At 63.7% G+C, this 23,033-nt stretch carries 21 protein-coding genes, 1 tRNA gene and 2 rRNA genes (1 of these 24 cut by a window edge); 10 read left to right on the forward strand and 14 right to left on the reverse strand.

What is annotated here, in order from left to right; translation table 11 throughout:
• The first annotated feature begins 108 nt into the window (after nucleotides 1-108).
• Both B9A23_RS08515 and B9A23_RS08520 read left to right on the forward strand, forming a co-directional pair.
• Nucleotides 109-2,967, forward strand: coding sequence for a M16 family metallopeptidase (locus B9A23_RS08515; RefSeq protein ID WP_084278448.1), 2,859 nt, complete (start codon nucleotides 109-111; stop codon nucleotides 2,965-2,967).
• Between the two features lie 127 nt (nucleotides 2,968-3,094).
• Entirely contained in the window at nucleotides 3,095-3,391 is a 297-nt protein-coding gene (locus B9A23_RS08520) for a hypothetical protein (RefSeq protein WP_084278449.1), read from the forward strand.
• Between the two features lie 87 nt (nucleotides 3,392-3,478).
• On the opposite strand, the gene B9A23_RS08525 is transcribed toward B9A23_RS08520, so the two are convergent.
• The 7 genes from B9A23_RS08525 to rpsU form a co-directional block, all read right to left on the reverse strand.
• Nucleotides 3,479-3,661, reverse strand: coding sequence for a hypothetical protein (locus B9A23_RS08525; protein ID WP_084278450.1), 183 nt, complete (start codon nucleotides 3,659-3,661; stop codon nucleotides 3,479-3,481).
• Nucleotides 3,662-3,752: 91 nt separating this feature from the next.
• Nucleotides 3,753-5,246: an Asp-tRNA(Asn)/Glu-tRNA(Gln) amidotransferase subunit GatB gene (gene gatB / locus B9A23_RS08530; RefSeq protein ID WP_084278451.1), complete on the reverse strand. Its 1,494-nt coding sequence runs from the start codon at nucleotides 5,244-5,246 to the stop codon at nucleotides 3,753-3,755.
• 40 nt (nucleotides 5,247-5,286) lie between these two features.
• Nucleotides 5,287-6,435: an acyltransferase family protein gene (locus tag B9A23_RS08535; RefSeq protein WP_176217924.1), complete on the reverse strand. Its 1,149-nt coding sequence runs from the start codon at nucleotides 6,433-6,435 to the stop codon at nucleotides 5,287-5,289.
• Nucleotides 6,429-7,925, reverse strand: coding sequence for an Asp-tRNA(Asn)/Glu-tRNA(Gln) amidotransferase subunit GatA (gatA, locus tag B9A23_RS08540; RefSeq protein WP_084278453.1), 1,497 nt, complete (start codon nucleotides 7,923-7,925; stop codon nucleotides 6,429-6,431). Before gatA ends, B9A23_RS08535 begins: the two co-directional genes overlap by 7 nt.
• Complete coding sequence (gatC, locus tag B9A23_RS08545) at nucleotides 7,925-8,227, reverse strand: Asp-tRNA(Asn)/Glu-tRNA(Gln) amidotransferase subunit GatC (protein ID WP_084278454.1); 303 nt, start codon at nucleotides 8,225-8,227, stop codon at nucleotides 7,925-7,927. The genes gatA and gatC overlap by 1 nt, the downstream gene beginning before the upstream one ends.
• 101 nt (nucleotides 8,228-8,328) lie before the next feature.
• Nucleotides 8,329-8,922 carry an FKBP-type peptidyl-prolyl cis-trans isomerase gene (locus B9A23_RS08550; protein WP_084278455.1) on the reverse strand — a complete coding sequence of 198 codons (594 nt, stop codon included), beginning with the start codon at nucleotides 8,920-8,922 and terminating at the stop codon, nucleotides 8,329-8,331.
• Nucleotides 8,923-9,080: 158 nt separating this feature from the next.
• A complete protein-coding gene (gene rpsU / locus B9A23_RS08555; RefSeq protein WP_011446475.1) occupies nucleotides 9,081-9,287 on the reverse strand; it encodes a 30S ribosomal protein S21 in 207 nt (68 codons plus the stop codon).
• A 183-nt stretch (nucleotides 9,288-9,470) separates the two neighbouring features.
• Between rpsU and crcB the strand changes: the two genes are divergently transcribed.
• Genes crcB through B9A23_RS08585 form a run of 6 tightly spaced genes read left to right on the forward strand, consistent with a single transcriptional unit; the run spans nucleotide 9,471 to nucleotide 13,343 of the window.
• Nucleotides 9,471-9,869 carry a fluoride efflux transporter CrcB gene (gene crcB, locus B9A23_RS08560; protein WP_084278456.1) on the forward strand — a complete coding sequence of 133 codons (399 nt, stop codon included), beginning with the start codon at nucleotides 9,471-9,473 and terminating at the stop codon, nucleotides 9,867-9,869.
• Nucleotides 9,866-11,152 (forward strand): RluA family pseudouridine synthase, encoded by a 1,287-nt coding sequence (locus tag B9A23_RS08565; RefSeq protein WP_084278457.1) that lies wholly within the window; start codon nucleotides 9,866-9,868, stop codon nucleotides 11,150-11,152. The genes crcB and B9A23_RS08565 overlap by 4 nt, the downstream gene beginning before the upstream one ends.
• Nucleotides 11,152-11,754 (forward strand): FMN-binding negative transcriptional regulator, encoded by a 603-nt coding sequence (locus tag B9A23_RS08570; RefSeq protein WP_084278458.1) that lies wholly within the window; start codon nucleotides 11,152-11,154, stop codon nucleotides 11,752-11,754. Before B9A23_RS08565 ends, B9A23_RS08570 begins: the two co-directional genes overlap by 1 nt.
• A 10-nt stretch (nucleotides 11,755-11,764) precedes the next feature.
• The gene (locus B9A23_RS08575; RefSeq protein WP_084278459.1) at nucleotides 11,765-12,421 is read left to right on the forward strand and encodes an HAD-IA family hydrolase; all 657 of its coding nucleotides are present in this window, start codon (nucleotides 11,765-11,767) and stop codon (nucleotides 12,419-12,421) included.
• Nucleotides 12,418-12,654 (forward strand): hypothetical protein, encoded by a 237-nt coding sequence (locus B9A23_RS08580; protein WP_084278460.1) that lies wholly within the window; start codon nucleotides 12,418-12,420, stop codon nucleotides 12,652-12,654. The genes B9A23_RS08575 and B9A23_RS08580 overlap by 4 nt, the downstream gene beginning before the upstream one ends.
• Nucleotides 12,651-13,343 carry an ATP12 family chaperone protein gene (locus B9A23_RS08585; RefSeq protein ID WP_084278461.1) on the forward strand — a complete coding sequence of 231 codons (693 nt, stop codon included), beginning with the start codon at nucleotides 12,651-12,653 and terminating at the stop codon, nucleotides 13,341-13,343. The genes B9A23_RS08580 and B9A23_RS08585 overlap by 4 nt, the downstream gene beginning before the upstream one ends.
• On the opposite strand, the gene B9A23_RS08590 is transcribed toward B9A23_RS08585, so the two are convergent.
• From B9A23_RS08590 to B9A23_RS08605, 4 genes are read right to left on the reverse strand one after another with little or no spacing between them, the layout of a single operon-like run.
• Complete coding sequence (locus B9A23_RS08590; RefSeq protein ID WP_084278462.1) at nucleotides 13,336-13,908, reverse strand: ABC-type transport auxiliary lipoprotein family protein; 573 nt, start codon at nucleotides 13,906-13,908, stop codon at nucleotides 13,336-13,338. The two genes, B9A23_RS08585 and B9A23_RS08590, sit on opposite strands and share 8 nt — an antisense overlap.
• A gap of 14 nt (nucleotides 13,909-13,922) precedes the next feature.
• On the reverse strand, nucleotides 13,923-14,882 hold the full coding sequence (locus tag B9A23_RS08595) for an MlaD family protein (protein WP_084278463.1): 960 nt from the start codon (nucleotides 14,880-14,882) through the stop codon (nucleotides 13,923-13,925).
• Nucleotides 14,883-14,891: 9 nt separating this feature from the next.
• A complete protein-coding gene (locus tag B9A23_RS08600) occupies nucleotides 14,892-15,779 on the reverse strand; it encodes an ABC transporter ATP-binding protein (RefSeq protein ID WP_084278464.1) in 888 nt (295 codons plus the stop codon).
• Nucleotides 15,779-16,897, reverse strand: a complete 1,119-nt coding sequence (locus tag B9A23_RS08605; RefSeq protein ID WP_084278465.1) for an ABC transporter permease — start codon at nucleotides 16,895-16,897, stop codon at nucleotides 15,779-15,781. Before B9A23_RS08605 ends, B9A23_RS08600 begins: the two co-directional genes overlap by 1 nt.
• A 128-nt stretch (nucleotides 16,898-17,025) precedes the next feature.
• On the opposite strand from B9A23_RS08605, the gene B9A23_RS08610 reads away from it, so the two are divergent.
• Both B9A23_RS08610 and B9A23_RS08615 read left to right on the forward strand, forming a co-directional pair.
• Complete coding sequence (locus B9A23_RS08610) at nucleotides 17,026-19,740, forward strand: valine--tRNA ligase (protein ID WP_084278466.1); 2,715 nt, start codon at nucleotides 17,026-17,028, stop codon at nucleotides 19,738-19,740.
• 1 nt (nucleotide 19,741) lies between these two features.
• Nucleotides 19,742-20,485 carry a 7-carboxy-7-deazaguanine synthase QueE gene (locus B9A23_RS08615; RefSeq protein ID WP_254895052.1) on the forward strand — a complete coding sequence of 248 codons (744 nt, stop codon included), beginning with the start codon at nucleotides 19,742-19,744 and terminating at the stop codon, nucleotides 20,483-20,485.
• Nucleotides 20,486-20,735: 250 nt separating this feature from the next.
• Here B9A23_RS08615 and B9A23_RS08620 read toward each other — a convergent pair.
• The 3 genes from B9A23_RS08620 to B9A23_RS08630 form a co-directional block, all read right to left on the reverse strand.
• Nucleotides 20,736-20,812, reverse strand: a tRNA-Met gene (locus B9A23_RS08620).
• 134 nt (nucleotides 20,813-20,946) lie between these two features.
• Nucleotides 20,947-21,061 (reverse strand): 5S ribosomal RNA (gene rrf, locus B9A23_RS08625).
• Between the two features lie 161 nt (nucleotides 21,062-21,222).
• A 23S ribosomal RNA gene (locus B9A23_RS08630) occupies nucleotides 21,223-23,033 on the reverse strand (it continues 982 nt past the right edge of the window).

Raw genomic sequence — 23,033 nt, forward strand, 5'->3', positions numbered from 1 at the left:
CCGATCAAACCAAATCTGGAACCTTGCAGACCAGACCCGAACAGGGGCACTCTGCATCCTGATCGAAAGACAACCGGCGACTGCGGTCGCCCATTCCCTGGGACAAACATGCAGCACAAACTCTCCGCCAGCCTGCTCGCCCTTGCCGCATCGACCGCGCTTGCCACCCCTGCCCTGGCGCAGCAGGCAAAGCCTGCCCCGCTGTCCGATCTCGTCGCCAAGGTCCAGATCCCCTACGAAAGCTTCAAGCTCGACAACGGCATGACCGTGCTGGTCAACACCGATCGCAAGGCGCCGGTGGTTGCGGTTTCGGTGTGGTACGGCGTCGGCTCGAAGAACGAGCCCAAGGGCAAGACCGGCTTTGCCCACCTGTTCGAGCACCTAATGTTCAACGGCACGGAAAACGTCCCCGGCGATTTCTTCACGCCGCTGCAGCAGGTCGGCGCGACCGACGTCAACGGCACGACCTGGTTCGATCGCACCAACTACTTCGAGACCGTGCCCACCGCCGCGCTCGACATGACGCTGATGATGGAATCCGATCGCATGGGCCATCTGCTCGGCGCGGTCACGCAGAAGGTGCTCGATAACCAGCGCGCCGTCGTCCAGAACGAGAAGCGCCAGGGCGACAACCAGCCCTACGGCATCGTCGAGTACGAGCAGCTAGAAAACCTCTACCCCACCGGCCACCCCTACCACCACTCGACAATCGGCTCGATGGCAGACCTCGATTCGGCCAGCCTCGCGGACGTGAAGGGCTGGTTCACCGATCACTACGCCCCGAACAACGCCGTGCTGGTGCTGTCGGGCGATGTCGATGTGGCCACCGCAAAGCAGAAGGTCGCCAAGTGGTTCGGCGACATCAAGCCCGGACCGAAGGTCAAGCCGGTCAGCGCGCCGGTGCCGACCCTGCCCGCCACGGTGACCAAGACGATCAAGGACCAGGTTGCCACCACGCGCATCTACCGCATGTGGGCCGTGCCCGGCCTCGACAATCCCGATTACCTGCCGCTCGAGCTTGCCGCCTCGGTGCTGGGTGGCCTTGCCTCGTCGCGCCTCGACGATGCGCTGGTGCGCCAGCAGAAGGTTGCGGTTTCGGTCTCTGCCGAAGCGCAGGTCTTTGCGCAGGCCTCGCAGTTCGTCGTCAAGGCCGACGTGACGCCAGGCCAGGACCCGGCCAAGGTTGCTGCCGCGCTCGATGCCGAGATTGCAAGGTTCGTGAAGGACGGCCCCTCGGCCGACGAACTGCAGCGCGCCGCGACCAGCGCCACGGCCGGCGAAATCCGCGGGCTTGAGCGCACCGGCGGCTTCAACGGCAAGGCGCCGACGCTTGCCGAAGGCCTGCTCTACAACGGATCGCCCGATCATTACCGCACCGAGCTGAACCGCATTGCCGCGATGAAGCCTGCCGACGTAAAAACCGCAGCCGCCAAGTGGCTGACGCGCCCTGCCTTCGCGCTGACCGTTGAACCGGGCGAGCGCACCGAGGGCGGCGAGGCGCGCGGCGGATACTTCACCCAGACGGCAACTGGCGCGCACCCCGCCTACTTCCGCGATCCCGACATGCCCGCCAAGGGCGTACCGGCGCCTGCGGTTGCCGGTGCCGACCGTTCGAAGCTGCCAGCCGTCGGCCAGCTCGCTCCGCTCGATTTCCCCGCCATCCAGCGTGCAACGCTCAAGAATGGCATCCCGGTCTATTTCGCCAAGCGCAGCGAAGTGCCCACTGTGTCGGTCCGTGTCAGCTTCGATGCGGGCTACGCTGCCGATCCCAAGTCGGCGCTCGGCACCGAATCGCTGCTGCTCAGCCTGATGGACGAAGGCACCGAGAAGATGGACGGTTCGGCCCTGGCGCGCGAGCGTGAGCGGCTTGGTGCCAATATCTCGCTCTCGGCCACCAGCGACCTGACCTCCTTCCAAGTCGATGCCCTGTCGCCCAACCTTGGCGCCTCGCTTGGCCTGCTTGCAGACATCGTGCGCCGCCCCGCGCTCGACCCGGCAGAGCTTGAGCGCGTGCGCACCCAGCAGCTGACCGCGATCTCGGCGGAAATGAAGAACCCGCAGGCACTGGCGGCGCGCATCCTTGCCCCCACGCTCTACGGCACGCATCCCTATGCCTTCCCGTCGAGCGGCCTCGGCGATGTCGAAGTGGTCAAGAAGCTGACGCGCGATGACCTGAAGGCCTTCCACGCCCGCTGGTTCCGCCCCGACACTGCGCGCATCTTCGTGGTGGGCGACACCACGCTCGATGCCGTGGTCAAGATGCTCGATGACAGCTTCGGCAACTGGCCCTCGAACCGCATGGCCCGCCCGATGAAGGATTTCTCCGCGCCAATCCCGGCACAGAAGAGCCGCGTGATCCTCGTCGACCGCCCCGGCTCGCCACAGTCCTACATCATGGCCGGCAAGGTCATCGACGCCAAGGGCACCGACGACAACGTTGCGCTCGGCACCGCCAACGACATCCTCGGCGGCAACTTCCTCGGCCGCATCAACATGAACCTGCGCGAGGCCAAGGGCTGGACCTACGGCGCCTACAACGGCGTCAGCGAACCGCTCGACAAGGTCCGCTTCCAGGTCGTCGCGCCGGTCCAGACCGACCGCACCGGCGACTCGCTGGTCGAGATCAAGCGCGAGATCGACGAGTTCGACACCACCAAGGGCGTGACGGCCGAAGAGCTCGACTGGTCGACCAAGGGCAGCGCCCGCGAGCTTCCGGGCATGTTCGAAACCAGCGCCGCCGTGCTCGACGGCCTTGCCAAGATCGTCAACTACCAGCGCCCGGACGACTTCTACGAAACGCTCTCGGCCCGCTATGGCAAGATGACCGTGGCCGACGTCGACAAGGCGTTCCGTTCGAAGGTCTCGACCGATGGCATGGTCTGGGTCGTGGTCGGCGATGCAGCCAAGGTGCGCCCGCAGCTCGCCAAGTTCGGCCTGCCGGTAGAGGAAATGGCCGCACCGAAGTAACATGGTTTCCAGCGCAGGATAAGTGAAAGGCGTGCCGAAGGTGCGCCCCTTTCGCTTTGCCGACCGCGCCTTGCTATTGACACGTTTGTAGATAGACTCAGGTCAGCAAACCAATGGGAGAGTTCCGATGTCCGTTGCCGGCACCTACAATTGCGTCACTCACACCCCGATGGGCGATCAGACCTTCACCTTCACCGTCAAGCCCGACGGCGATACCTTCATCGGCACCAACAGCGGCCAGATGGGCTCGATGGATGTCGAGAACGGCAAGGTCGATGGCAACACGCTCACCTGGCAGATGAAGATCACTGTACCGATGCCGATGACGCTAGACTGCACCGCCACGGTCGATGGCGACGCCATGACCGGAAAGGTCACCGCAGGCATGTTCGGCACCTTCCCGATGGAAGGCACGCGCGCCTGACAGCGGCCTTCCAAGGTCGACAAGAAAAAGGGGAGCGGACACTGCGTCCGCTCCCCTTTTTTCATGGCCTTTTTTCATGGCCTTTTTTCATGGATTGCGGCGCTGCTCTGCCTCGCGGCGCATTTCCTCGAAATTCCGCTCGCGTTCGCCATCCATCGGGTGGCGGTTGCCGCGCTTGCTCAGGAACCGCATCAGCAGAAACACTGCAATCAGGAGGCCGGCCACCAGTGTGACGATGGCCAGCGTCCCTGTCATGTCCCACGTGTTCATAGATTACCTCTCAGTTGATGAGAGGTAACGGCTCCTCGCGCCTGGACGTTCCGTCTTGTGACACCAGAGGAGCCGTCAATCGGCTGAACCGTCAGGCAAGCTTCTTCTTGAGCAACTCGTTGACCACGCCAGGGTTGGCCTTGCCCTGCATGGCCTTCATGGTCTGGCCGACGAAGAAGCCGAACAGGGCTTCCTTGCCCGCCTTGTACTGCTCGACCTTGTCGGCATTGGCAGCAAGGATGCCGTCGATGGCAGCTTCGATGGCGCCGGAGTCGGAGGTCTGCTTGAGGCCTTCGCGCTCGACGATGGCGGCAGCGCCGTCACCGCTTTCGAGCATCTTTTCCAGCACCTGCTTGGCGATCGAGCCGGAAATCGTCCCGTCTGCGACCAGCGCCAGCAGTTCGGCGCCGGCAGCCGGCGTGACGGGCGACGTGTCGAGACCCTTGCCCAGCTTGTTGAGCGCGCCGAACAGCTCGGAAATGAGCCAGTTGGCCGCCTGCTTGGCGACTTCGGCTTCCGGCTTCTTCGCCTTGGCGGCGGTTTCGGCCAGCAGTACCTCGAACCAGCGCGCGGTTTCGACGTCGGCCGTCAGCACGCCCGCATTGTAGGCGGAAAGTCCGAGCGCGGTTTCATAGCGCGTGCGCTTGGCGTCGGGCAGTTCGGGCAGGCTGGCGCGGCAATCCTCGAGGAAGGCATCGTCGAGTTCGAGCGGCAGCAGGTCGGGATCGGGGAAGTAGCGGTAATCGTGCGCATCTTCCTTCGAACGCATCGAGCGAGTCTCGTTGCGGTCGGGATCGTAAAGGCGCGTTTCCTGCACCACCGTCCCGCCGTCCTCGATCAGCGCGACCTGGCGCCTGGCTTCCTGCTCGACCACGGCCATCACGAAGCGCACCGAGTTGACGTTCTTGGTTTCGGTGCGCGTGCCGAACTCATCGCCGGGCTTGCGGACCGAGACGTTGACGTCGGCGCGCATCGAACCCTGGTCCATGTTGCCATCGCACGAGCCGACATAGCGCAGGATCGTGCGCAACTTCGACAGGTAGGCCCCGGCTTCGGCCGGCGAGCGCATGTCCGGACGGCTGACGATTTCCATCAGCGCAACGCCCGAGCGGTTGAGATCGACATAGGACATCGTCGGGTGCTGATCGTGCATCAGCTTGCCGGCGTCCTGCTCGACATGGATGCGCTCGATCCCGATGGTCTTGACCGAATCCGGGTTCTTTTCGTCAAGCTGGATGTCGATCGCGCCCTCGCCCACGATCGGGTGGTAAAGCTGGCTGATCTGGTAACCCTGCGGAAGATCGGCGTAGAAGTAGTTCTTGCGGTCAAACCGCGACCACTTGTTGATCTGCGCATTGATCGCCATGCCAGTGCGCACCGCCTGACGGATGCATTCCATGTTCGGCACCGGCAGCATGCCGGGCATCGCCGCATCGACGAGGCTGACCTGCGTGTTCGGCTCTGCCCCGAAAGCGGTGGCCGCGCCGGAAAACAGCTTGGCGTTGGAAGTGACCTGCGCGTGGACTTCGAGGCCGATCACGACCTCCCATTCACCGGTTGCGCCCTGGATACGATATTCGCTCATGCTCTGCCCGATAAGGTGTGAGGGATGGGTTGGAAAGGGGTCAAATGGCTGCCTTGCGCGCCGGTATCCCGGCCACGCGCCGCGACCATGCCCGCGCCGGCTGCTCGATCAGCGTGGCAAAGGGCCAGGCGACCAGCAAGCACAGCGCAACGATGGCGAGCTTGGCCAGCAGCGCCCGCGCATCGGGACCGACCAGCATGTCCTGCCCGCCCACCTGCGTCTGCGCGATCATCACGCCCAGTCGTGGCTGCACCACCTCGAGGACATCGAACACCCGGCCGATGACGAAAACGTGGCTGAGGTAGAGTGCATAGGACAAGGTCCCCAGCACCTGGAACGGCTGCGCTGCAAGCAACTCGCTTATCCACCCCCGTTGCAACACGGCCAGCGCAACCAGACAGGCAGCCACGCTATCGTACAGGACGAGATTGCCGCTGACGCCAACGACCAGCACCAGCGCCAGCAACGCCAATGCCTCCAGCGCCGTGGCCAGTGCCCGCGACGGCGTGCACTTCACGCGGCTGAGCACGGCGTGCACGAAGAGGCCAAGTCCGAAGCCGGAAATGCCGCGAGCGACGTTGTAACCCGTGCCCTGCAGCGCCGAATCGAACGTTGTGAGCGCAAGAAGCACAAGGGCCGCCACCAGCCAGCCGATCCACGCCCGCTGCCCCACCGCGCGCCAGCCCAGCGCGGCCAGCACATAAAGCAGCATCTCGACCGAGATCGACCAGCTGGGATCGTTCCACACCGGCCCAAGCGAGGGAACAATGCCCTGGAGGAGAAGGAAGGCCGCTGGCAGGTCTGCCGGATCATGGCGCCCTGCCATCAGGCCATGGGTGCGAAGGTCTGGCCGCAGCACTCCCAGCGCGAGCATTGAGAGGATGAAGACGCACAGCATGGCGGCGTGGAGCGGCCAGATCCTGCCCAGCCGAAGCCACAGGAAGCGGCGCAACGGAAAACCGCTGCCCATGCGCTCGGCATAGGCCGCCGCGATCACGAATCCCGAAATCACGAAGAACAGGTCGAGCAGGAGGTTGAAGTTGTCGTCCCACCGCGCGACGGCGAGCGCCTCGCTTACCGGAATGTGGTGAAACACCACGCCCAGCGCAGCCAGGCCGCGCAGGGAATCGAGGACGGGGTAGCGCTCGGCAGTGCCGATGCCGCCCCCGCCCTTGACGATCGTTACCACCACTTCTCCGGCCTTGAGCCGTTCTGGGCCGAGAACTGCGCGCGCTGTTCGAGAGCGAGGCTGGCGTTGAGGACGCCCTGTTCGTCGAACGCCTTGCCAATGACCTGCAGGCCGAGCGGCAGCCCGTTGCGGTCAAGGCCTGCGGGGACCGACATGGCGGGCAGGCCTGCCAGGCTGGCGGGCACCGAGAACACGTCGTTCAGGTACATCTCCAGCGGATCGGCGCTCTTTTCGCCAAGCGCGAAAGCCGAGGACGGCGCGGTGGGCACGAGGATCACGTCGACCTGTTCGAAGGCCTTCGTGAAGTCGCGCGCGATCAGGGTGCGGACCTTCTGCGCCTGTGTGTAGTAGGCATCGTAGAAGCCGGCAGACAGCACATAGGTGCCGATCATGATGCGGCGCTTCACTTCCGGACCGAAACCGGCCGCGCGCGTGGCGGCGTACATGTCCTGCAGGCCCGCGCCCTCGGGCAGATCGCGCAGGCCATAACGCACGCCATCGTAGCGGGCGAGGTTCGACGAAGCTTCGGCCGGCGCGATGATGTAGTAGGTCGGCAGCGCGTACTTCGTGTGCGGCAGCGAAATCTCGACGATCTCGGCGCCCGCATCCTTCAGCCAGGCAATGCCATCGTCCCAGCTCTTCGCAACGTCCGGATCCATGCCATCGAGGCGGTACTCGCGCGGAATGCCGACCTTCTTGCCCTTCATGTCGGCATCGAGGGCCGCGGCCCAATCGGGAACCGGCATGTTGAGGCTGGTCGAATCCTTCGGGTCGAACCCGGCCATGGCTTCGAGCATGATCGCGCAATCGGTCACGTCATGGGCCATCGCGCCTGCCTGATCGAGCGACGAGGCGAAGGCAACGACGCCCCAGCGCGAGCAGCGGCCATAGGTCGGCTTGATGCCCGAGATGCCGGTGAAGGCGGCAGGCTGACGGATCGAGCCGCCGGTGTCGGTGCCGGTGGCAGCCGGCGCGATGCGCGCGGCGACCGCGGCGGACGAGCCGCCCGAGGAGCCGCCGGGCGCGAGCGGCGTGGTGTCATTCGGGCGACGCCATGGCGAGATCACGTTGCCGAAGGCGCTGGTCTCGTTCGAGGAGCCCATCGCGAACTGATCGAGGTTGAGCTTGCCCAGCATGCCCGCGCCCGCATCCCACAGCTTCTGCGAAACGGTGGATTCGTACTGCGGCTTGAAGCCTTCGAGGATCTTCGAGGCGGCAGTGGTCTGCACGTCGCGGGTGGCGAAGAGGTCCTTCATGCCGATCGGCACGCCGGCCATCTTGCCCAGCGGCTTGCCGGCGGCGCGATCGGCATCGACCCTGGCGGCGGCTTCCAGCGCCTTTTCGGGCGTGGTGACGATGAAGGCATTGAGAGCGGGCTGCGCCGCTTCAACCGCGGCGTTGAACGCGGTAGCGACTTCGGTGGCGGAAAACGCACCCTTGGCAACGCCATCGCGCAGGGCGGCAATGCCCAGGTCAGTAATATTCGTCATTATTCGATCACCTTGGGCACGCCGAAGAAGCCATGTTCGGGTGCGGGCGCATTGGCCAGCACCGCATCGCGCATGTCGCCACCGGTCAGCGGATCGGCATTGACCACGTCATCGCGCAGGCGCTGATGGTTGGGGATCACGGCGGTCATCGGCTCGACCCCGGTCACGTCGACTTCGCCGAGCTGCTCAACCCAGGCGAGGATGCCGTTGAGTTCGGGGACCATCGCGGCGAGGTCCTGCTCGGTCACCTTGATGCGGGCCAGCGAGGCGATCTTGGCCACGGTGGCGGTATCTACGGACATGGCGGATACTCTTATCGGAAAGGAAAAAGGAACGCCGCGCGCTACCAGAGCGCACGGCGTGCTTCAAGCCGAGGCCGCCCCACAAGGGCGCCCGGCAGATATCAGGGTTGTGGCGCGCCCTGTGGCATCGGCATCGGTTGGGGCATCGGTGGGGGCATCGCGCCCGGTGCAGCACCTGCCCCGTTTCCGGCACCGCCCTGCATCTTCTGCATCTGTTCGAGCATCATGCGCTGCTGCTCAAGCTCGGCCGCGCTCTTGTAGTCGATCAGTTCGATCTCGAAGACGAGATCGGAATTGGCAGGAATCACGACCTCGCCGGTTTGCGGATTGCGCTTTTCCTCGGCGCCGTAGGCCTTTTCCGAGGGAATCTCGAGGACGTACTTGCCGCCCTTCTGCATCTTCGACAGGCCTTCGGAGAATCCGGGAATCACGGTTTCCAGCGGGAGAACCGCCTTTTCACCGCGATCGAACTCCTTGCCGTTGGCGAGGCGACCGACATAGTTGATCAGCGCGACGTCAGACTTGGTGGGCGAGGCACCGGTGCCGGCCTTCACCGTCTCGATCTCGACGCCCTTGTAGCGGGTGCCGTAGGCAACGCCCGAGCCGAGCACGACAGCGGCGATCACGCCAAGCCAGATCTTGCCGACGGAGCCCTTGGCAACGGGCTGGAGCGGAACGCGGGTGATTTCCGACATGCTTTCCCCCTCAGGCACGATTCGCCCGAATCGCGCGTGATGATTCGAAATGAGTTTGCCCGGCGCACGAAAAAGGGCGCCGGAGTGCGGCGCCCTCTTGGCCCATCAGGGCTCAAACGGCAAGTGGGAGATGGGGGCCGAGGCAGCCCCCCGCTCTCTTACTTGGCGCCGTCACGCTCCTGGCGCTTGCGCTCGAGCTTGCGGGCGCGGCGCACGGCAGCAGCCTTCTCGCGAGCGCGCTTTTCCGAGGGCTTCTCGAAGTGGCGACGCAGCTTCATTTCACGATACACGCCTTCACGCTGCAGCTTCTTCTTGAGAGCCCGAAGAGCCTGGTCGACGTTGTTATCGCGAACGAGAATCTGCATAAACCGCTACACCTCAATTGACGGCAAGAGCCCGCAAAGCGCGCGGGAGTTGCCCGAATCTGGAAACACAAAACAAGCCGAATCCGTACAGGACCGGCCCGAACGGGAGCGCCACTAGCCAAAACGCCCCCCAAAGGCAAGCAAAGTCGTGCATTTCTGTGCCTACGCGTATATGGGGCGCAGATGAACTCTCCCAATACCCTGACGGCAACCGCCATCGTCGCCCTTGGCGGCGGTGTAGGTGCCATGCTCCGCTACCATGCCGGGCGCGCCGTGACCGCCTTTACCGGTCCCAACGCCGTGTTCCCCTGGGGCACCTTCATGATCAATGTCACCGGCAGCCTGCTGATGGGCGTCCTGGCCGGATGGCTGGCGCGTTCGGGCGGCAGCGAATCCGCACGCCTGCTGCTGGGCGTGGGCGTGCTTGGCGGCTTCACCACCTTCTCTGCCTTCAGCCTTGAGACCGCCATGCTGATGCAGCGCGGGCTCTATGGCCTTGCCGCCACATATGCAGCCGGATCGCTTGTCGCCGGCGTGGCCGGGCTGCTGCTGGGCCTTTCGCTGATGCGAGGTGCAGCATGAGCCGGGGCAAGGTTCCGGACGACAACGTCCGCCAGTTCACCGTAGGCCGCGACGATGCGGGCGCGCGCCTTGACCGCTGGTTCAAGCGCCACCTGCCGCAAGTCGGCTTTGCCACGGTATCGCGCTGGGCGCGCACCGGGCAGATCCGCGTGGATGGCAAGCGTGCCGATGTCGATACGCGCCTCGAAGCCGGGCAGATCCTGCGCGTGCCGCCGGGCAACGCCACCCCGGTCGGGGCCGGGATAAAGGGCCAGCGCGTGCGCAAGCCGCTGACCGACGAGCAGATCCAGCTAGCCGAATCGATGGTGCTGGAAAAGGACCGCGCCGCGATCGTGCTCAACAAACCGCCGGGCCTTGCCACGCAGGGCGGCAGCGGCACGCACGAGCATGTCGATGGGCTGCTCGATGCCTACGCCGCCGATGGCGAACCGCGCCCGCGCCTTGTCCACCGGCTGGACAAGGACACCTCGGGCGTCCTCCTGATCGCGCGTACGCCGGGCAGCGCGGCGTTCTTCTCGAAGCACTTCTCCGGCCGTTCGGCGCGAAAGATCTATTGGGCGCTGATCGTCGGCGTGCCCGAAGTGAAGGACGGGCTGATCGAACTGCCGCTGGCGAAGCAGCCGGGTACGGGCGGCGAGAAGATGATGGTCGATGAAAGCGGCCAGGGACAGTCCGCCCGCAGCCGCTATCGCGTGATCAGCCGCGCCGGCAATTCGGCCTGTTGGGTCGAACTGCAGCCCCTGACGGGCCGCACCCACCAGTTGCGCGTGCACATGGCGGCAATCGGCCACCCGATCGTGGGCGATGGCAAGTATGGCGGGCAGGCCGCGTTCCTGACCGGCACGATCAGCCGCAAGATGCACCTCCATGCCCGCCGCCTGCGGATCGAGCATCCCGAGGGCGACCTGATCGACGTGACCGCGCCGCTTCCGGCGCACTTTGCGGCAAGCATGGCGAGCCTCGGCTTCTATGAGGAGGATGGCGACCTTCCGCTGGAAGCGCCCAAGCTGCTTGACGAGAAGACCTTCCAGAAGCGTGCGGCCAAGCAGCACTCGAAGGAATATCGCAAGGAGCGCCGCGGCGAACGCCGCAAGCGGGCCGATGGCGAGAAGGGCGCTGGCAGTGCGGGGCGCAAGCCCACGGGCAAGCGGGCGGCTCCCGCCAAGGGTGCACCGGCGAAGAAGGCCCCCACGCAGAAAGGGGCGGCCAAGCCTGCCGGGAAGCCTGCTGCAGCACGCAGGGCGCCGGCGGGCAAGCCCGCGCCGAGGGCCCGGAAGGACTGATGCACCCCAACCCGGCCTTCCGGCATGACGACCGCGACCTGTTCGAGGCGCTGATTGCCGAGATCGGGTTCGGGATGATCTTTGCAACGGTGCCGGACGGGCCGCGCGTCGCGCATGTGCCGCTGCATTCGACTGGCGACGGTGCTCTGCAGTTCCACCTCGCGCGCGGCAATGCGCTGACGAGACATCTCGACGGAATGATGGTGCTGGCCGTGGTCAACGGACCGGATGGCTATGTCAGCCCACGCTGGTATGCAGATCCCGCGCAAGTGCCGACCTGGAACTATGTCGCGCTCGAAATGGAAGGCCGGGTGCGGCGGATGGATCAGGATGGCTTGCGCGGACTGCTCGAGACCGTGACCGATGCCCACGAGGCGCGGGTTTCGGAAGGCGTTGCCTGGACCATGGACAAGATGCCCGAGGACAGGCTGCGGGCAATGATGGGCGGCATCGTCGGCTTCGAGATGGAAGTGCTGGCGTGGCGCCCCACCTTCAAGCTATCGCAGAACAAGAGCGCCGACGAGCGCGCGCGCGTGGCGGCAGGGCTGGAGGCGGAAGGCGCTCCGGCCATCGCCGAACTGATGCGGAGGCTGGTGCCCTGAGGATCCTACGATGAGATTGGCAATCTTCGATTGCGACGGGACGCTGGTCGACAGTCAGGCCGATATCTGCGCGGCAATGGATGCGGCGTTCAAGGCAGCGGGCCTGGTCCCGCCCGAACGGCAGCTGACGCGCCGCGTTGTCGGGCTTTCGCTGCACGAGGCGATGCGCCAGCTCCATCCCGAGGGCGAGCATCATGAACATGCCAGCCTTACCGAACTCTACAAGGACGCCTTCCGGGCGCGGCGAGCGGCAGGAGCCGTTGCCGAACCGCTTTATGAAGGCATTGCCCTGCTGATCGAGGATCTCGCCCGCGAGGGCTGGCAACTGGCAGTGGCCACCGGCAAGTCCGATCGCGGCCTGGCCCATTGCCTCGCGACCCACGGGCTGACCGGCCATTTCGTTTCGCTGCAGACCGCAGACCGCCACCCTTCCAAGCCCGATCCCTCGATGATCGAACAGTGCATTGCCGAGGCTGGCGCAGACCGCGCCCGCACCGCCATGATCGGCGATACGGTCTACGACATCCACATGGGCGTGAATGCGGGCGTTCGTTCGTTCGGCGTCGATTGGGGTTATCACGAAACCGACGAGCTGCTGGAGGCCGGTGCGGAAGCGGTGGCGACCAGCGTTGCCGAATTGCGCGCATTGCTGGAGCGGATCGCATGAGCGAAGGCAGCCACGATCCTGCGATGGGCCGCTATTTTGCCCTGCAGGCGGTGCGCGCTTCGGGTGCCGTCATGGTCCTTGTTGGCGTGATGATCGGCACGGGCCGCGGCCCCGCGTTTCTGGCTGGCATGCCGCAGGTGGTGGGCCATGCGCTGGCGCTGGCCGGCATGGCCGAATTTTTCTGGGTGCCGCGGCTTCTGGCCCGGCGCTGGCGAACTCCGGACGGACAATGAAGCGTTTCTACAAGCAGGTAACGGTCGAGGCAGCAGAAGGCGGCTTCGGGGTGAGGCTCGATGGCCGAGCGATCAAGACGGTGGGCGGCAGGCCGCAAGTGGTGCCGACCCGCGCCGTGGCCGAGGCAATGGCAGCAGAGTGGGCTGCGCAGGGCGAGGAGATCGACCCGGCGCTATTCCTCTATCGCGACATGGCCGACTATGCGATCGACGTGGTGGCAGGAGCGCCGGCACAGGTCATCGCCGAGATCCTGCCCTACGCCGAGACCGATACGCTGTGCTACCGCGCCGAGCCGGACGAGGCCTTTGCCGCGCGCCAGCGGCTGATATGGGAGCCTTTGCTCACCGCCGCCGAGGCACGGCTGGGCGTGCAGTTCCTGCGCGTCACCGGCATCATCCACAAAGCGCAGCCAGTGGAGACGCTCGCTGCCTTGCGCGATGAACTGGAAGCGCTGGACGCCTTCCAGCTTGCCGCGCTGCGCAACACGACCAGCCTTGCCGCATCGCTCGTCATCGGGCTTGCCGCCTTGCAGCCGGTCGCCGACCTCGACGCGCTGTGGGACGCTGCCAACCTGGAAGAAGACTGGCAGGCCGAACTGTGGGGCAAGGATGCCGAGGCGATGGAGCGACGCGAGAAGCGCTCTGCCGCGTTTGCAGCGGCAGCGCGCTTTGCCGGAATGGCTAGCTGACCCAGTCGGCGACCTGCTTAGCTACCACATTGGCTGCTTCGTTGAGAGCGGGGCCGACGTACTGGGCCTCGGCCTCGGTCACCGGAACAGTGCTTTCGAAGCGCTTGGTCTCGACCCGTCCGCCCATTTCCTTGACCGCGTCGTAGCGGACCACGGCCGAGCGGGTGCGGGCGTCATAGCCCATGTCGAGCAGGCGTCCAGAAAGGTGCAGGCCCGCTGCGCCCGGATTGCTTTCAACCACCAGACGATTGCCGCGCGCGCGGATGGTCTCGGCCATCAGGCGCTGGAACAGCCGCGCCGGACGTTCGACCCACATCGTCTTCTTGAGATAGGCGACGTTGGCATCGTCGATCTGCACGGGCACCCGCGTCACGGCGAGGCGCGCCTCGGCAGATGGCTCCATCACGACAAGCGCGTTGGCGAGCGTGCCGCTGGTGGTGCTGCCCGCCGCTGGCGCGGCCGTGGGGGTAAGCGCCAGCAGCGTGTCGGGCACCTTGGGCCCGAGGCTGACGCATCCGGCAAGAGCAGCGGGAAGAATCGTGGCGATAAGGGCTTTGCGGATCATCTCTTGTCGCCTCCTCATTCCTTGTAATCGGGCAGCTTGGGCCCGCCGACGAAGCCGCCGATACCCCGGTCGTTGAGGCGGTCGGTCACTTCGCGCAGGCTCTTGGTAGTGGCCTGCAGATCGCGGATCGCGGCTTCTGCGGCAGGCAGGGTGCGCTCGTTGAGCTGCCGTGCTGCCGGCCGCGCATCACCGAGCGTGCCTTGCAGGGCATCTGCTGCGCCCTGCGCCGACTTGAGCGTCTTGCGCAACTGCTGGGCAAGGCCGTTGCCTTCGTCGTTGAGCATGGAGTCGGCCGAATTGGTCAGCTTCTCGAAGCTGGCAAGCGTGTAGTTGGCCTGCCGCAGCGTGGCCTGCAGTTCGGCCATCGTGCGCTTCACGTCCGGTGAGGCATCGGCGAGGTTGCTGGTCATGCGATCGGTGTTGGCAAGAATGTTCTCGATCGACTTCTGGTTCTTGTCCGACAGCACCATGGTCAGGCGCTCGGTCAGCGTCGCCAGGCGTTCAAGCAGCAACGGCGCGTTCGAGAGGATTTCGCCAAGGCCGGAGCGCTTGGTCGGGATGACCGGAACGCCTTCCGGACAGGTGGCGCGCTTGTTTTCGCTAGGGCATTCGATGGGCGGCGCGCCCTTGACTGCGCCTGAAAGCTGGATCGTGGAAACGCCGGTGAAGCTGCCCTGCAGGCTGGCCGTGGTTCCCTGCAGGATCGGCACCTTGCGGTTGACAGCGATGCGCACGCGCACGAATTCGGGATCGCGCTCCCACAGCTCGATATCCTTGACCTGACCCGAAGGTACGCCCGAAAACGCGACTTCCGATCCCTTGGCGAGGCCATCGACCGACTGCTTGAAGAAGATGTCGTATTCGTTGAGATCGCCCTGGTTGAGGCGCGCGATCCAGATGGTCAGCAGCGCGCCGGCCACCAGCAGCGCCAGCGTGACCAGCCCGACCCAGATGTGGTTTGCGCGGGTTTCCATGGAGAGTCCTTATGCTCCTTCGGGATCGAACGTGGAACGCTCGTCCTGCGAAATGGTCGCCTTCACGGCATCATGCCGCTCTTGCGCATCCTGCGCCGCGCGTCCGCGCGGGCCATTGAAGTATTCCTGTATCCAGGGATGATCGAGCGCGAGCAGTTCGGGGATCGTCCCGACCGCGATGACCTTCTTGTCGGCAAGCACCGCCACCCGGTCGCAGATTTCATACAGCGTATCGAGATCGTGGGTGATCAGGAACACGGTAAGATCAAGCGTCTGCTGCAGCTTGAGAATGAGCTGGTCGAACGCGGCTGCACCGATCGGATCGAGGCCGGCCGTCGGCTCATCCAGAAACAGCAGTTCGGGATCGAGTGCGAGGGCGCGGGCAAGGCCGGCACGCTTCTTCATGCCGCCCGAAAGCTCCGACGGATACTTGCTGGTCGCCTCTGCCGGCAGGCCCGAGAGCAGGACCTTGTAGCGCGCGATCTCATGGCGCAGCTCGTCGCTGATCTCGGGATAGAATTCGCGCAACGGAACTTCGACATTTTCCGCCACGGTTAGCGTGGAAAAGAGCGCCCCGCCCTGGAACAGCACGCCCCAACGGCTGCGGATGTCGATGTCGTCATCGGTTTGCGCATCGGTGATGGTGTCGCCAAGGACATCGACTTCGCCGGCTTGCGGGATCTGCAGGCCGATGATCGTGCGCATCAGCACCGACTTGCCTGTGCCCGAACCTCCGACAACACCGATGATCTCGCCCCGACGCACATCGAGGTCGAGCCCATCATGAATGACGTGTTCGCCGAACACGTTGCGCAAGCCCCGCACGCGTATCGGGTACTTGCCTTCGAACGGACCGGGCAGTTCGGCAAGATCTGGGTTGACGACAGCGTCTTCCATCACCCCCACCCGATGTTGGTGAAGAACACCGCAAAGAAGGCATCGAGCACGATGACCGTGAAGATCGCCATGACCACCGCCGCCGTGGTGCGCGCGCCCACCTCCTCGGCATTGTTCTTGACCTGCATGCCCTGATAGCACCCCGCCAGAGCGACGATCAGGCCGAAGACCGGCGCCTTGGTAACGCCGACCCAGACGTCATGCAGCGGCACGACCTCCTTGATACGCGCGAGGAAGGTGAAGAAGGGAATGCCGAGACTGACGCTCGACAGGAATGCGCCGCCCACGATGCCGATGAAGGCGGAATAGAGGCCGAGCAGGGGCATCATGATCATCGTCGCCAGAACGCGCGGCAGGACCAGCGCCTCGGTAGGCGACACGCCGATCGTGCGCATGGCATCGACCTCTTCGGTCAGCTTCATCGTGCCCAATTGCGCGGCAAACGCCGAACCGGAACGGCCGGCGACCATGATCGCCGTCATCAGCACGCCAAGTTCGCGCAACGTCAGGCGGCCGACGAGGTTCACGGTATAGATCTCGGCACCGAACTGGCGGAGCTGTACCGCGCCCTGCTGGGCGATGACGATGCCGACGAGAAAGCTCATCAACCCGATGATCGCGAGCGAATTGACGCCGACAAGCTCCATTTGATGCACCAGCGCCTTCATCCGGAAGCGTGAAGGGTGGCGCAGCAGGGTGCCTGCCGACTGGATCATCTGCCCCAGGAAACCGATGACTTGCAGCGCGCCCCTGCCAAGGCCGAGCATGACATTGCCGACATGTTCCGGCACGCGCCTGGTCAGCGGCAGGCGCGCGGCGCGCACCGAATGATCGTTCGAATCCGCCTTGCTTATCGCATCGACCAGCTTCTGCGCTTCATCGCTGCATCCGGTGATCTTGGCATCGTGATCGCGCGACAGGCGCCACACTGACCAGGCTCCGACGGTGTCGATCGCGGTGACACGGCTCAGGTCGATCTCGGCGATGGTGCCGTCCAGCGCACGGATCCGCTTGTCCGCAACGCCGATCGACGCCACGGTCATCGGCCCGCTGAAAGCGAGCCTCCGCCCGTCACCATTCGGTACAGGCTCAAGCTGGAATTCCGTCAGTTCCCGCATCTTGGTCGCTTCATGGGCGAAATCGGACGGGGCGACAAGTGCAACACAAGCGCCGTAACGTTGGAACGCGCTGCAAGGTTCCCCGGAATGCTTGCAGGTGAGCCGTTCGGATGGCAAGGCGCGTGCCCATGACCGAGACAAATTCAGCGCAGACTTCAGGCGAACTGGCCAAGACTTTCGAACCTTCGGGGATCGAAGCCAAGTGGTATGCCCATTGGGAGACGAACGGCCTGTTCCGGCCAGAGCGCCCCGACGCTGCGCCCTACACCATCGTGAACCCGCCGCCGAACGTCACCGGGTCCTTGCACATCGGCCACGCGCTCGACAACACGCTGCAGGACGTGGTGATCCGCTATGAGCGTCTGCGCGGCAAGGATGCGCTTTGGGTGGTGGGCACCGACCACGCCGGTATCGCCACGCAGATGGTGGTCGAGCGCCAGATGGAAGCGCGCCAGGACAAGCGCACCAACTACACGCGCGAGCAGTTCGTTGACAAGGTGTGGGAATGGAAGCACGAGAGCGGCGGCACGATCACCGGCCAGCTTCGCCGGCTCGGCTGTTCGATGGACTGGAGCCGCGAACAATTCACGATGGACCCGCACTTTACCAAGGCGGTGGTGAAGGTCTTCGTGGACCTCTACAACCAGGGGCTGATCTACCGCGACAAGCGGCTGGTGAACTGGGACCCCAAGCTCAAGACCGCGATCTCCGACCTCGAGGTTGAAACGCGCGAGACGCAGGGCGGATTCTGGCACTTCAAGTATCCGTTGGCAGATGACGTGAAGCGCGATGACGGCCTCGACTACATCGAAGTCGCCACCACGCGCCCCGAGACGATGCTGGCGGACATGGCCGTGGCCGTCCACCCGGACGACGAGCGATACAAGTCAGTGATCGGCAAGGACATCCTGCAGCCGCTCACTGGCCGCCGGTTCAAGGTGGTGGCTGACGAGCATGCCGATCCGGAACTGGGTTCGGGCGCGGTGAAGATCACGCCTGGGCACGATTTCAACGACTTCGAAGTGGGCAAGCGCGCCGGGATCAAGGCTGCCGACATGCTCAACATGTTCGATGCCGAAGCGAAGGTAGTGCAGACCGCCGACGGACTGGTGCCCGCCGAATTCATCGGCATGGACCGCTTCGATGCGCGCAAGCTCGTGGTCGAGCGGATGAAGGAAGCGGGCTTCCTGATCCAGCACGTGACGAAGGACAAGGAAGGCAACGAGGTTCAGCACGACGCCGAACCGCGCACCATCCAGACGCCGTTCGGTGACCGTGGCGGCGTGGTGATCGAACCGTGGCTGACCGACCAGTGGTACGTCGATGCCGAGACGCTGGCCAAGGCGCCGATGGAAGCGGTCCGCTCGGGCGCGATCGAGATCGTGCCGAAGACCTGGGAAAAGACCTTCTTCAACTGGATGGAGAACATCCAGCCATGGTGCGTCAGCCGCCAGCTGTGGTGGGGGCACCGAATTCCGGCGTGGTATGGCTCCGATGGCCAGTGCTATGTCGCCGAGACCGAGGAAGAGGCGCAGGCGAAGGCAGGCGCAGGCGTGACGCTGGAGCGCGATAGCGACGTTCTCGACACGTGGTTCTCCTCTGCGCTGTGGCCTTTCGCCACGCTTGGCTGGCCGGACCAGGACTCACCGCTGCTGAAGAAGCACTATCCCAACGATCTGCTCGTTTCGGGCTTCGACATCCTGTTCTTCTGGGATGCGCGCATGGCGATGCAGGGCCTGCACTTCATGAAGGAAGTGCCGTGGAAGAAGCTTTACCTGCACGGTCTCGTCCGCGCGGCAGATGGCGCAAAGATGAGCAAGTCCAAGGGCAACGTGGTCGACCCGCTGGGTCTGATCGACAAATATGGGGCTGACGCGCTGCGTTTCTTCATGTGCGCGATGGAGAGCCAGGGCCGTGACGTGAAGATGGATGAGAAGCGCGTCGAAGGGTACCGCAACTTCGCCACGAAGCTATGGAACGCCGCGCGCTTTTGCCAGAGCAATGGCATCACCGGCAGCATCTCGATCGCGGCGCCTGCGGCAACCTCAGCGGTCAACAAGTGGATCATCGGCGAGGTCGTCGAAACCGTCGCTGCGCTCGATCAGGCCATGGCCGACCTGCGCTTCGATGCTGCGGCGAACACCGTCTACCACTTCGTCTGGGACCAGTTCTGCGATTGGTACATCGAACTGATCAAGGGCAACTTCGACGCCGAAACCAAGGCGGTTGCCGGTTGGGTGCTCGACCAGATCCTGGTCATGCTGCACCCCTTCATGCCGTTCGTCACCGAAGAGCTGTGGCACGCGCTGGGGACACGCGATGGCGAGCTTATCGTGGCGGCCTGGCCGAAGCCGGAAGCATCGGTCGATGCTGCAGCAAAGCGCGAGGTCGAATGGCTGATTGCGCTCGTATCGAACTTGCGCACCGCCAAGAACGAACTCGGCATCGCCCCTGGCGCCAAGCTTGACGCATACCTGCCCGAGCCTTCGGCACAGACCCGCAGCATCATCGCAGCCAATCCAGCGGCAATCGAGCGCCTTGCACGCCTCAACGGCATCCGGTTCGAGCCGGCGCCTGCTGGTGCCGCAATGCAGGTTGGCGCGGGCGACGCCAACATTGTCGTGCCGCTGGAAGGCGTGATCGATATCGCTGCCGAAAAGGCGCGTCTGGAAAAGGCGCTGGCCACCTCGCAAAAGGAAGCGAAGTCCCTCGAAGGGCGTCTGGGCAATCCCTCGTTCGTCGAGAAGGCCAAGCCGGAGGCGGTCGAAAAGGCGCGCGCCGACCATGCCATGCACGCCGCCGAGGCCGAGCGTCTGGCAGCGGCGCTGCAGCGGCTGGGGTAACTTGCTTACCCTCGCCACGGTCAACCCCGGCGAGCCGGAGGTGTTCTCCTCGTTGCAAGGGGAAGGCCCCGGCATGGGGCGTCCCTCGGTGTTCGTGCGGCTGTCACGCTGCAACCTCGCGTGCCGCTGGTGCGACACGGCATATACCTGGCGCTTCACGGGCGACAATCGGCCGCATCGCGACGAAGTCGCCTTCGAACGTCGCGAGAATCAGGTCACCCTTGATGAACAGGAAGTTGCAGCGCTGATCCTGTCGCATCCGGAAGATCGTCTGGTCATTACCGGGGGCGAACCCTTGCTCCAAGGGGCAAGCCTGGCGCGCTTGGTGGCCTTGCTGAAAGCGGAGCGGCCTGCGCTGCATATCGAAATCGAGACAAACGGCTCGGTCCCGCCGCACGGAGCACTCGATCCGTGCATCGACCAATACAACGTGAGCCCCAAGCTCGCACATTCCGGCAATGCTGCAGAACTGGCATTGGTCCCGGAAAGGCTTGAAGCGTGGTCCGGCAACGTTCGTGCGTGGTTCAAGTTCGTTGTCGCATCACCGGCCGACCTTGCCGAGATCGCAGCGCTGCAAGACCGTTATCACATTGCTAGTGACCGTCTGTTCGTCATGCCGGAAGGAACGGCGAGTTCAACCTTGCGCGAGCGCTCTCGGTGGCTCGCAGAAGAAGCATTGGCCAAAGGCTGGCGCTTCACCGACCGGCTGCACATCCACCTTTACGGCGATACGCGCGGGACATGAAACGGCTACGCGCGGCATGCTTCGCGCTGGCCGGCTCAAGCACACCTTGGCGATGATGGATTAACACCCGGCGCGGCGCGAACGTTGTCGCATCCTCTCCCAAGGCCGCGCCGGGCGACTTGTACGCCGACCGTGTACTGCATGGCCTTGATGTTGTCACATAGAGTTTATGCTGCACTGTGTTTTGCGCTGTGGTGATGCAGCATGACAACACAAAAAGCCCCGCAAGATGCAGGGCTTTTTGTCTTTGTGGTTGCGGGGGCAGGATTTGAACCTGCGACCTTCAGGTTATGAGCCTGACGAGCTACCGGGCTGCTCCACCCCGCGCCGGGGTTGTTTGTGCTGCCGGCCCTTGTGGGCTGGCGAGCTTGTCTCATGATCCTGATGCGGGCGCTGTTGCGCCTACCTTCAGGGTTTCGAGATTTGTGAATGGGTTTGTTTTGACTTCCGCAAGCTGCAATGCCTGGCGACGACCTACTCTTCCAACGCTTGAGCGTTAGTACCATTGGCGCTGTCCGGTTTCACGGCCGAGTTCGAGATGGGATCGGGTGGGGCACGGACGCTATGGTCACCAGGCAATGAAGCCTGCGGATGCTTTTAATCGATGCGTATCATGTCCGCGCTCACCTTGCGGCAGCGCCGACCTGTCAGATGTCTGGCTGGAGGATCGTCCGTCCAACGACGCTTTGTCTCACGAGTGTTTCCCGTGCGCAGAGCTGTCATTGATGGCGGGACTCTTCAAGCATGAACAGAGTTATTAGGACCGGTTAGCTTCATGCGTTACCGCACTTCCACACCCGGCCTATCAACGTGATGGTCTATCACGACTCGATGATACCTTATCTTGAGGGAGGCTTCCCGCTTAGATGCTTTCAGCGGTTATCCCGTCCATGCATAGCTACCCTGCTGCGCTCCTGGCGGAACGACAGGTACACCAGAGGCATGTTCACCCCGGTCCTCTCGTACTAGGGGCAACTCCTCTCAAGTATCGACGCCCACGGCAGATAGGGACCAAACTGTCTCGCGACGTTCTGAACCCAGCTCACGTACCACTTTAATTGGCGAACAGCCAAACCCTTGGGACCTGCTCCAGCCCCAGGATGTGATGAGCCGACATCGAGGTGCCAAACGATTCCGTCGATATGAGCTCTTGGGAATCATCAGCCTGTTATCCCCGGCGTACCTTTTATCCGTTGAGCGATGGCCCTTCCACGAGGGACCACCGGATCACTATGACCGACTTTCGTCTCTGCTCGACTCGTCAGTCTCGCAGTCAGGCAGGCTTATGCCATTGCACTCTAACAGCCGGTTTCCAACCGGCCTGAGCCTACCATCGCGCGCCTCCGTTACTCTTTAGGAGGCGACCGCCCCAGTCAAACTACCCGCCACAGAGGGTCCCCGAACCGGCTAACGGTCCTGGGTTAGACATCAGAAAACAACAGGGTGGTATTTCACCTATGGCTCCACACCAGCTGGCGCCGGTGCTTCAAAGCCTCCCACCTATGCTACACAATTCTTTCCTAATGCCACTCTGAAGCTGCAGTAAAGGTGCACGGGGTCTTTCCGTCTAACCGCGGGTACTCCGCATCTTCACGGAGAATTCAATTTCGCTGAGCATATCCTGGAGACAGTGGGGAAGTCGTTACGCCATTCGTGCAGGTCGGAACTTACCCGACAAGGAATTTCGCTACCTTAGGACCGTTATAGTTACGGCCGCCGTTTACCGGGGCTTCAATTCGGAGCTTGCACTCCTCCTCTTAACCTTCCGGCACCGGGCAGGCGTCAGACCCTATACGTCGTCTTGAAGCCGACTTAGCAGAGTCCTGTGTTTTTGCTAAACAGTCGCTACCCCCTGGCCTGTGCCCCCTCATACTGCTTGCGCAATGTGAGGGCCTCCTTCTTCCGAAGGTACGGAGGCAATTTGCCGAGTTCCTTCAGGATACTTCTCTCAAGCGCCTTGGTATACTCTACCTGACCACCTGTGTCGGTTTCGGGTACGGTCTATACGGTGGGGCTATTTCCTGGAACCATTTCGAAGCCACTCCAATCCAATAAGGAGTGACAACACACATGATCCGTCACACACCACCAGGCCCACGAATATTAACGTGGTTCCCATCGACTACCCCCTTCGGGCTCGTCTTAGGGGCCGGCTCACCCTGCTCAGATTAGCTTTAAGCAGGAACCCTTGGTCTTTCGGCGAGAGGGCATCTCACCCTCTTTGTCGCTACTCATGTCAGCATTCGCACTTCCGATACCTCCACGACCCATTACCAGATCGCTTCTCAGGCCTACGGAACGCTCCGCTACCGCTCAGTACAAAGTACTGAACCCTAAGCTTCGGTGCATCACTTTAGCCCCGTTACATCTTCGCCGCAGGAACCCTTGTTTAGACCAGTGAGCTGTTACGCTTTCTTTAAAGGATGGCTGCTTCTAAGCCAACCTCCTGGTTGTTTTGGGATTCCCACATGCTTTCCCACTTAGTGATGACTTGGGGACCTTAGCTGTAGGTTAGGGCTGTTTCCCTTTTGACGACGGACCTTAGCAC

The sequence above is a fragment of the Novosphingobium sp. B1 genome (assembly GCF_900176395.1).
Taxonomy (GTDB): Bacteria; Pseudomonadota; Alphaproteobacteria; order Sphingomonadales; family Sphingomonadaceae; genus Novosphingobium.

Excerpts from the sequence above, each read along its gene's own strand:
- B9A23_RS08515 (WP_084278448.1), top strand. The coding sequence starts at position 109 with ATGCAGCACAAACTCTCCGCCAGCCTGCTCGCCCTTGCCGCATCGACC.
- B9A23_RS08520 (WP_084278449.1), top strand. The coding sequence starts at position 3,095 with ATGTCCGTTGCCGGCACCTACAATTGCGTCACTCACACCCCGATGGGC.
- B9A23_RS08525 (WP_084278450.1), bottom strand. The coding sequence starts at position 3,661 with ATGAACACGTGGGACATGACAGGGACGCTGGCCATCGTCACACTGGTG.
- gatB (WP_084278451.1), bottom strand. The coding sequence starts at position 5,246 with ATGAGCGAATATCGTATCCAGGGCGCAACCGGTGAATGGGAGGTCGTG.
- gatA (WP_084278453.1), bottom strand. The coding sequence starts at position 7,925 with ATGACGAATATTACTGACCTGGGCATTGCCGCCCTGCGCGATGGCGTT.
- gatC (WP_084278454.1), bottom strand. The coding sequence starts at position 8,227 with ATGTCCGTAGATACCGCCACCGTGGCCAAGATCGCCTCGCTGGCCCGC.
- B9A23_RS08550 (WP_084278455.1), bottom strand. The coding sequence starts at position 8,922 with ATGTCGGAAATCACCCGCGTTCCGCTCCAGCCCGTTGCCAAGGGCTCC.
- rpsU (WP_011446475.1), bottom strand. The coding sequence starts at position 9,287 with ATGCAGATTCTCGTTCGCGATAACAACGTCGACCAGGCTCTTCGGGCT.
- crcB (WP_084278456.1), top strand. The coding sequence starts at position 9,471 with ATGAACTCTCCCAATACCCTGACGGCAACCGCCATCGTCGCCCTTGGC.
- B9A23_RS08565 (WP_084278457.1), top strand. The coding sequence starts at position 9,866 with ATGAGCCGGGGCAAGGTTCCGGACGACAACGTCCGCCAGTTCACCGTA.
- B9A23_RS08570 (WP_084278458.1), top strand. The coding sequence starts at position 11,152 with ATGCACCCCAACCCGGCCTTCCGGCATGACGACCGCGACCTGTTCGAG.
- B9A23_RS08575 (WP_084278459.1), top strand. The coding sequence starts at position 11,765 with ATGAGATTGGCAATCTTCGATTGCGACGGGACGCTGGTCGACAGTCAG.
- B9A23_RS08580 (WP_084278460.1), top strand. The coding sequence starts at position 12,418 with ATGAGCGAAGGCAGCCACGATCCTGCGATGGGCCGCTATTTTGCCCTG.
- B9A23_RS08585 (WP_084278461.1), top strand. The coding sequence starts at position 12,651 with ATGAAGCGTTTCTACAAGCAGGTAACGGTCGAGGCAGCAGAAGGCGGC.
- B9A23_RS08590 (WP_084278462.1), bottom strand. The coding sequence starts at position 13,908 with ATGATCCGCAAAGCCCTTATCGCCACGATTCTTCCCGCTGCTCTTGCC.
- B9A23_RS08595 (WP_084278463.1), bottom strand. The coding sequence starts at position 14,882 with ATGGAAACCCGCGCAAACCACATCTGGGTCGGGCTGGTCACGCTGGCG.
- B9A23_RS08600 (WP_084278464.1), bottom strand. The coding sequence starts at position 15,779 with ATGGAAGACGCTGTCGTCAACCCAGATCTTGCCGAACTGCCCGGTCCG.
- B9A23_RS08605 (WP_084278465.1), bottom strand. The coding sequence starts at position 16,897 with ATGCGGGAACTGACGGAATTCCAGCTTGAGCCTGTACCGAATGGTGAC.
- B9A23_RS08610 (WP_084278466.1), top strand. The coding sequence starts at position 17,026 with ATGACCGAGACAAATTCAGCGCAGACTTCAGGCGAACTGGCCAAGACT.